Raw genomic sequence first — 6,700 nt, forward strand, 5'->3', positions numbered from 1 at the left:
ATGAGCGAGCCTGGCCAGCAGAGGATAATGGTGCGCAGCGATTACCGGTGGGCGTCCAGTTTTAGGCATGGCTCAATGCTGCATAGAAAGGAGGCAAGAAGTTTACTTTATTTTGTCTACACCCTCTTAGGGATTCCTATTCTATTTGGAATTGTTAGACCAGAGTTGTCGGAATAAGCGATGGTTTTTGCCACGCCTAAAAAATGGTTGCTCGATTGTACCAGTTGCTCGATAAAGGTCTGAGTATCACGCTCAATGAATATTTTCTCGTCGCCTAAAGCTGCGAGATAGCCATGCTCACCGAACGGAATAGATATGTACAGATCTTGTGCATTGATATTGGAATTGGCTGTCAGTAACTGGTGCCACAGCAGTAAACCGTCAAGCGTGACGTGGGTTTTACCGGCGTTCAAGCTGTTGACGACAAACGGCAAAATTGAGCCGCTCCGCATTGCTGCATCACGAAAGAAATTAATTCCGTCAAGCTTTGACTTATAGAAACCTTGGACAAGGTTTATCTTTCTGAGAAGTGCGGATGGGTCTCCATCCTTATTGCCTGCATAGATAGTGGCTAGCAGTTGCAGCTTATGCGGCTCAGCGAGGTTTTCATTGAAGTCGGCGAGTGCCTTTGCTGCCCACTCATGCGATGCTTTGCTTGAGAACGCACTTGCTGTAGTAGACAAGGTGTAATAATGAACGGCACGGACTTAATCTGGTAGAGTATTTTTGCCAGCGACAGACTCTAGGTATGGAACGAAAGTCTTGGCCAAGTCAGGCGCTTCTTTTGCTGCCCAGCATGCCATTTGACTTCCAAGATTTGCTTCGTCAATGTAAATGTATTCCGCAGGCAGATTCATCGTGTCTGTAAAAGTCGATGCGGCGAAGGGCCATAGCTCGCGTGCTATATTGTTCATGGCTGTTCGCTCGCGAGCGTAGTAGTAGAAGGCGCTGAAAAATTTCACCATCACCGGCACAAACCCTGGCCAGGTTCTTACCACCGCTGATGAATAGAAGTCAAAGATTCTCCCCAGATGTAAATTTTTTGAGTGACTGTCTCTGGTGTCTTCTGATAACGCCCATCCAATCCAGCTCCCCATATCAGTTAGTTCATATATACGGTATGACGCGTGAAGTGTTTCGGTAGCAAAAATGAACTGGTAATAGTGGGACAATAGTCTGTCTTCGGCAGGGGCACTATTTTGCTGATCAATTATAAGGCAGATTATGCGTCGGACTTCTGCATGCGAGATGGATGAAGCTAAAGTGGCGTCACGGAAAACTTTGTCAAAGTGCTCATGCAGAATCGCTAGGCTTTGTTCGAGGTTCAATACATTGCTTCCTTCTAGTCTGCATTGATCAATTTATGTATCCGTTGGCCTCAGTCGGACTGCTCCTCTCTATGGGCACTGTCAATGTCGAGCGCCTAAACTGGCTGTGGATGTTTTGGCCGCTGTCAATCCTACCTGCAATCGGCAGGATTTATGTCAACCTTTGCCCCAATCATTGACAGTCAATCCAGTTCTGTAAGTATCGGGCGGTAGCCCCGGTTTCGCGGGGGATTTCGGTGTCAATGGTGATTGGACATAGGTGATACCTTACACTACTGGCCCGATGATCCGTTGGTGGCCGAAGCCACGGCCCGGATCAAGCCGCGTAAAGCCTAGCGCCCCCCGTAGCAGCTGCCGCAGGAACGAGGCTGCGTCCGATTGCGAAGCGATCGTAAAACCTGTGTCCGCGTTTTAACTGATAGGTCGCGGTCTCAGGTTTTACGACGGCTACGCCGCCGGACGCAGCCTCGTTCCTACGGCAGCTGCTACGCAGGTTACGTATCAAGACCCGATGTAGCTGGTTTTGACCACGGTGTAGAACTCCTGCGCATAACGGCCCTGTTCACGGGAGCCATAGGACGAGCCTTTGCGCCCGCCAAACGGCACGTGGTAATCAACACCTGCCGTCGGCAGATTGACCATCACCATCCCGGCCTGGGAGTGACGCTTGAAGTGATTGGCATATTTGAGCGAGGTAGTCGCGATACCCGCCGAAAGGCCAAACTCGGTGTCATTGGCCATCGCCAGGGCCGCTTCGTAGTCTGCGACCTTGATGATGTTGGCCACCGGGCCGAAGACTTCTTCGCGGCTGATGCGCATGTTGGCCGTGCTGTCGGCAAACAGGGCCGGGGCGAGGAAATACCCCTCGGTGTCGCACGTCACCAGGCTGCCACCGGCGACCAGTCGGGCGCCTTCGTTCCGGGCAATATCGATGTAGCCGAGGTCCTGGTCCAACTGGGCGCGGGACACGACCGGGCCGATATCGATGCCCGCCTGCAAGGCATGTCCAACCTTGATCGAGCGCATGCGTTCGGCCATGGCCTCGACGAACTTGTCGTGAATCCCGGCCGTGACAATCAGGCGGCTTGACGCGGTGCAACGCTGGCCAGTGGAGTAAAACGCGCTCTGCACGGCCAGCTCGACGGCTTGTTTGAGATCGGCATCGTCAAGAATGACCTGCGGGTTCTTGCCGCCCATTTCCAACTGGACCTTGGCCTGACGCGAAACACAGTTGATCGCGATCTGGCGCCCCACGCCCACGGAGCCGGTGAAGCTGACCCCGTCCACTTTCGGGTTGCTGACGATGGCTTCACCCACCACCTGGCCACTGCCCATCACCAGGTTGAACACGCCTGCCGGGAAGCCTGCGCGGGAGATGATCTCGGCCAGCGCCCAGGCACAGCCCGGTACCAGATCGGCGGGTTTGAACACCACGCAGTTGCCATAGGTCAGGGCCGGGGCAATTTTCCAGGCAGGGATGGCAATGGGGAAGTTCCACGGGGTGATCAAGCCGACCACGCCCAGGGCTTCACGGGTGACTTCCACATGCACGCCCGGGCGCACCGAGGGCAGGTAGTCGCCCGACAGGCGCAGGCATTCACCGGCGAAAAACTTGAAGATATTACCGGCGCGGCTGACTTCACCGATCGCTTCAGGCAGGGTCTTGCCCTCTTCACGGGCCAGCAGGTTGCCCAGCTCTTCCTTGCGCGCGAGGATTTCGCTGCCGACCTTGTCCAGTGCGTCGCTGCGCGCCTGAATACCGGACGTCGACCAGGCCGGGAACGCTGTGCGGGCAGCATCGATGGCGGCCTGAACCTGGGTGACATCTGCCTGGGCATATTCGCCAATCACATCGGACAGGTCAGATGGATTGATGTTTGAGCTGTAGGCGGGGGCTGCGACCCATTCGCCAGCAATGTAATTGTCGAAACGCTTTGAATCAGTCATGAAGTTTCTCCACACGCGGGACAACCGTTGAGTGCCTGTAGTTATACGTCATCGTACAACTGCAGGCAAAACAATCAGCACTTCACTCTGGATGGCAGGTTACGGCGAGGGCGATCCTGATTCAGTCCGCAGGCAACAAAAACCGCCCCAGCACCGGCAAGTGGTCCGAGATGGTCAAGGTGTCTTCCTGGCGAACGTAGCCTTCAATGCGCTGCAGCTTTGGGCTGTGGAAGAGGTAGTCGAGGGTGCGGTCGGGTTCTTCGACACGGGGGTCGTTGGGGAAGTGCGTCAGCCACAGTTCGCGGTCGATGCCGGTGGCTTCGGGGTTGCTGGGGATCATCGGGTACTTTTCCCACAGCAGGTGCAACTCGCTGTCCGCTGAGTAGCCCAGCCGCAGAGGGGCGGGCAGGCGCAAGAACTGGCCAATGGGCAGCAGGTTGAAATCCCCCCCGATCAACCAGGGCGTGCCCTGGCTTTCGAGCTTGTCGACCAGGGTGGCGACAGTCTGCATCTGTGCGCGAAGGTTGCTGTTGTCGTGCGAAGGGGGATCCAGTTGAGTGTTGATCGCAGCCAGCTGCCCGCCGTCGTTGAGCGGCAGGTAGTTGACCAGCAATGCAGGTTTGGGCTGGAACTGGCGGCTGATGACGTTGGCGTCGGCCACGGGCAATTGCAAGCGCTCGGCGTGTTCGATCTGGAAGCGACTGAGGGTCACGAGGGTGCGCCCGACGCTGCCGAAAATATGCCAGTCGGGCACAAAGTCGGCTTTCCAGGTAAACGCCTGGGTACTGCAGGGGTAAATATCGATCAGGCGCTCTTGCAACAGGGCCAGTTGATCCTGGTAGTCACTGGCCTTGGCGTTGTCATCGACCTCTTGCAGCAGCACCAGATCAGGGCGTTCGTCACGAATGACCCGCGACACTTCATCCAGGCTGTACGCCATGTCATCCCGGGTAGGGCGAGTATCGGGGCCGCTGTCGTCTTCCAGGTTGTACCAGAACACATAACGCTTGCCGGCCAGGTACTGGATGTTCCACGTCATGACCTTGAGTGCCTGGCCGGGCATCAGCACGGGAGCCGTGATCGGGCAACTGTAGGTCAGCACCTCCCTGGGATCGGGTCGCCATGTCACGCTATAAATCAGGCATGCCAGCAATGCTGATATCAGCAGCAGACCAAATACGGTGCGGCGCAAGAAACGTGGCATGGGCTCAGCTTATGACGTTACAGGGAGTGTCCGAACATACCCGACGGCAGTGGGCCACTCCAAGGCTCTTTTTGTAGGAGCTGATTGTTTTTATGGGTCAGTCTTTTCGCTAATTAACATAAATAAACGGAACAGGACTACAGAGACAAATAACTGCAAAAAGCTGTTCGCACTGTCGAGTGTCAGCGATAGCAGTGTGTTGTCGTCCTTGGAAAACAGTGAGTAGCTCAGTTCCTTGAGCAGCATCAGCGGCCCCAGAACAGCCAGGATGCAGACAAAGATCCGCCAGAAATGGCCACGGGTCAGGGTGAAGCTCGACTTCATGGCTGCCAGCGGAGCATCACCGCGCAATACCAGCCGGTACTCGGCAAATGCCAGCACGACGGTCAGGAAAATGCCCGGAATAAAAAACATCGACAGCCCCAGCACGATCAGCAATGTGCTGATTGCCGAGAGCAGGGCGAACTTGGGCCACAGATTGATGGCCAGTGCCAGCAGGTCGCGGTTGCGCGGGCTTTCGCCCCGGCTGCGGGCATCGAGAAACAGGATCAGGGCGCCGCTGTACAGCGGATAGAGCAGCAGCCCGACAATCAGGCTGTAGCCGGGCGATGGATCCGGGCCCACGGCGTTGTCAACGATGTGCTGCAACACGGCTTCAAGGATGACCAGCGGCAAGCACAGCATCACGATCTGGCTCAGATTGCGCTGGAAGAAGTACAGGGAGTCGCGAATAACGGTCAGCGGATTCATTGGCAGTTGTCAGCAGTCAAAAGCGGTGCGCCACTTTAACCGATGAGGGGTCGATATGAGCAAATGTTAACGCGGCTGAAAGTCAGCGGGTTCACGCCGGGCGGTTTATCCGCGCAAACCCCTGGCAGGCTGGCATACTGCGAGCCTGTTTTCAGTCGCGGCCCGCTTGCCCGGGCGTCATGAGGTTTGCCGGTGAAAAAAATTGCGGTCTTCGCGGATGTGCAGAACCTCTATTACACGGTCCGCCAGGCCTATGGCTGCCATTTCAATTACGCGGCCCTGTGGGCAGATATCACCAAACGCGGTGAAATCGTCGAGGCCTACGCCTATGCGATCGACCGGGGTGACAGCAAGCAGCAGCAGTTTCAACAGATCCTGCGCAACCTCGGCTTCACGGTAAAACTCAAACCCTACATCCAGCGCAGCGACGGCTCGGCCAAGGGCGACTGGGACGTAGGCATCACCATCGACATCATGGACGTTGCCGCCCATGTGGATGAAGTGGTGCTGGCTTCGGGTGACGGCGATTTCGACCTGTTGCTCGAACGCATTGCCAGCAAGCACGGCGTCGAAACCGTGGCCTATGGCGTGCCCGGCCTGACCGCCAACTCATTGATTCGCGCGGCCAGCCGCTACGTGCCGATTGAAGGCAATTTGTTGCTTAAGTAACCCTCACTTTTACAGGATTGATCAGGTTTGGAACGCATCGCGGTTATTGACTTTGAAACCACCGGCATCTCACCGAGCAGCAGTTGCCGGGCCACCGAAATTGCCGTGGTGATTCTTGAGCGCGGTCGCATTGTCGAGCGTTACCAAAGCCTGATGAACGCGGGCGTACGCGTCCCGGGTTTTATCGAGCAATTGACCGGCATCAGCAATGCCATGCTGCGCACTGCGCCGTCGGCCGAACAGGTGATGAACGAGGTTAACGAGTTCGTTGGCATCACACCGTTGCTGGCCCATAACGCCGCCTTTGACCAAAAATTCTGGGATTTTGAAATGGGCCGCATCAAGCGCACCCGTTTGCAGAATTTCGCCTGCTCCTTGTTGCTGGCGCGACGCCTGATGCCGGCGGCGCCCAATCACAAGCTGGGGACCCTGACCACCTTTGCCGACTTGCCCCATACCGGCCAGGCTCACCGGGCCATGGCCGATGCTGAAATGGCGGCCAACCTGACGGCGTATCTGGCTGAACAACTGCGCCAGAAGCATGGGTTGAAAGAGCTCAGTCACGACCTGCTGTGTGGTTTGCAAAAAGTCCCGGCAGCGAAGGTCAACGAACATCTGAAGCGCTATCGCGGGTTTTAAACGGTGGGAGCGGGCTTGCTCGCGATGGCATCGCCACGGGGTGTCAGTCAGACCGCGTTGCCAGCCTCGCAGGCAAGCCAGCTCCCACGGGTTTTGTAGCGCTCACTGAATTCGATGCTTGCAGAGCCATGGTGTGGGAGCGGGCTTGCTCGCGATGGCATCG

The 6,700-nt window shown here is 56.5% G+C and carries 7 protein-coding genes; 2 read left to right on the forward strand and 5 right to left on the reverse strand.

The genetic code is table 11. The features are described 5' to 3' along the window. Nucleotides 1-116 precede the first annotated feature (116 nt). From AC19YQ_RS24585 to AC19YQ_RS24605, 5 genes are all read right to left on the reverse strand, one after another. The gene (locus AC19YQ_RS24585) at nucleotides 117-683 is read right to left on the reverse strand and encodes a hypothetical protein (RefSeq protein WP_500596147.1); all 567 of its coding nucleotides are present in this window, start codon (nucleotides 681-683) and stop codon (nucleotides 117-119) included. Nucleotides 684-707: 24 nt separating this feature from the next. Next, on the reverse strand, nucleotides 708-1,328 hold the full coding sequence (locus AC19YQ_RS24590) for a hypothetical protein (protein ID WP_010655526.1): 621 nt from the start codon (nucleotides 1,326-1,328) through the stop codon (nucleotides 708-710). A 501-nt stretch (nucleotides 1,329-1,829) separates the two neighbouring features. Next, nucleotides 1,830-3,275, reverse strand: coding sequence for an aldehyde dehydrogenase family protein (locus tag AC19YQ_RS24595; protein WP_500596148.1), 1,446 nt, complete (start codon nucleotides 3,273-3,275; stop codon nucleotides 1,830-1,832). A 121-nt stretch (nucleotides 3,276-3,396) separates the two neighbouring features. Next, the gene (locus AC19YQ_RS24600) at nucleotides 3,397-4,479 is read right to left on the reverse strand and encodes an endonuclease/exonuclease/phosphatase family protein (RefSeq protein WP_339476450.1); all 1,083 of its coding nucleotides are present in this window, start codon (nucleotides 4,477-4,479) and stop codon (nucleotides 3,397-3,399) included. A gap of 90 nt (nucleotides 4,480-4,569) precedes the next feature. Further along, a complete protein-coding gene (locus tag AC19YQ_RS24605; protein ID WP_500596149.1) occupies nucleotides 4,570-5,229 on the reverse strand; it encodes a YciC family protein in 660 nt (219 codons plus the stop codon). Nucleotides 5,230-5,421: 192 nt separating this feature from the next. On the opposite strand from AC19YQ_RS24605, the gene AC19YQ_RS24610 reads away from it, so the two are divergent. After that, on the forward strand, nucleotides 5,422-5,898 hold the full coding sequence (locus AC19YQ_RS24610) for an NYN domain-containing protein (protein ID WP_133076976.1): 477 nt from the start codon (nucleotides 5,422-5,424) through the stop codon (nucleotides 5,896-5,898). Between the two features lie 27 nt (nucleotides 5,899-5,925). Beyond that, a complete protein-coding gene (locus tag AC19YQ_RS24615; RefSeq protein ID WP_133076975.1) occupies nucleotides 5,926-6,537 on the forward strand; it encodes a 3'-5' exonuclease in 612 nt (203 codons plus the stop codon). The last annotated feature ends 163 nt before the right edge of the window (nucleotides 6,538-6,700 follow it).

Source organism: Pseudomonas sp. MF06569, from assembly GCF_059862735.1.

Bases quoted from the DNA above. Each gene is read 5' to 3' on its own strand.
- AC19YQ_RS24595 (WP_500596148.1), bottom strand. From the start codon at position 3,275: ATGACTGATTCAAAGCGTTTCGACAATTACATTGCTGGCGAATGGGTC.
- AC19YQ_RS24600 (WP_339476450.1), bottom strand. From the start codon at position 4,479: ATGCCACGTTTCTTGCGCCGCACCGTATTTGGTCTGCTGCTGATATCA.
- AC19YQ_RS24605 (WP_500596149.1), bottom strand. From the start codon at position 5,229: ATGAATCCGCTGACCGTTATTCGCGACTCCCTGTACTTCTTCCAGCGC.